The sequence below is a fragment of the Shigella sp. FC1661 genome (assembly GCF_001712525.1).
GTDB lineage: Bacteria > Pseudomonadota > Gammaproteobacteria > Enterobacterales > Enterobacteriaceae > Escherichia > Escherichia coli.
The window spans coordinates 1-682 of sequence record NZ_MDGW01000423.1 but is presented as its reverse complement, the minus strand read 5'-3'; the positions used below and the strand labels follow the sequence as shown (position 1 = coordinate 682).

2 tRNA genes and 1 pseudogene are annotated in these 682 nt (G+C 50.1%); 2 read left to right on the top strand and 1 reads right to left on the bottom strand.

Features of this window, described 5'->3' with window-relative positions:
- Positions 1-2: 2 nt before the first annotated feature.
- Together BFF42_RS19470 and BFF42_RS19465 are read left to right on the top strand one after the other, a co-directional pair.
- Positions 3-78: transfer RNA gene (locus BFF42_RS19470), tRNA-Thr, on the top strand.
- 3 nt (positions 79-81) lie between these two features.
- Positions 82-156 (top strand) — tRNA-Gly (locus BFF42_RS19465).
- A 200-nt stretch (positions 157-356) separates the two neighbouring features.
- Here BFF42_RS19465 and BFF42_RS19460 read toward each other — a convergent pair.
- Positions 357-682 (bottom strand): annotated as a pseudogene (locus tag BFF42_RS19460) (IS1-like element IS1B family transposase); the annotation flags it as partial.

The following is a 682-nucleotide window of genomic DNA, read 5'->3' as shown; positions in this document are numbered from 1 at the left end:
GCGCCGACTTAGCTCAGCAGGCAGAGCAACTGACTTGTAATCAGTAGGTCACCAGTTCGATTCCGGTAGTCGGCACCATATGCGGGCATCGTATAATGGCTATTACCTCAGCCTTCCAAGCTGATGATGCGGGTTCGATTCCCGCTGCCCGCTCCAGTCAGAGTCTTTCAGTCTGCGATGATGGGAAATCCCGGAGTGACTGAAAGACGTTTAAGTTATGAATGATCGCCTTTTTTTGCAAAATTGCTGTGCAGAAATACTAACCTTCGGGCGTGCGATCATTCATAAGCACTCTGCTTTTATTCCGATTAACTGTGGGTGGTTTGTTGGATAGAGTGCTTGGTAATGACTCCAACTTATTGATAGTGTTTTATGTTCAGATAATGCCCGATGACTTTGTCATGCAGCTCCACCGATTTTGAGAACGACAGCGACTTCCGTCCCAGCCGTGCCAGGTGCTGCCTCAGATTCAGGTTATGCCGCTCAATTCGCTGCGTATATCGCTTGCTGATTACGTGCAGCTTTCCCTTCAGGCGGGATTCATACAGTGGCCAGCCATCCGTCATCCATATCACCACGTCAAAGGGTGACAGCAAGCTCATAAGACGCCCCAGCGTCGCCATAGTGCGTTCACCGAATACGTGCGCAACAACCGTCTTCCGGAGCCTGTCATACGCGTAAA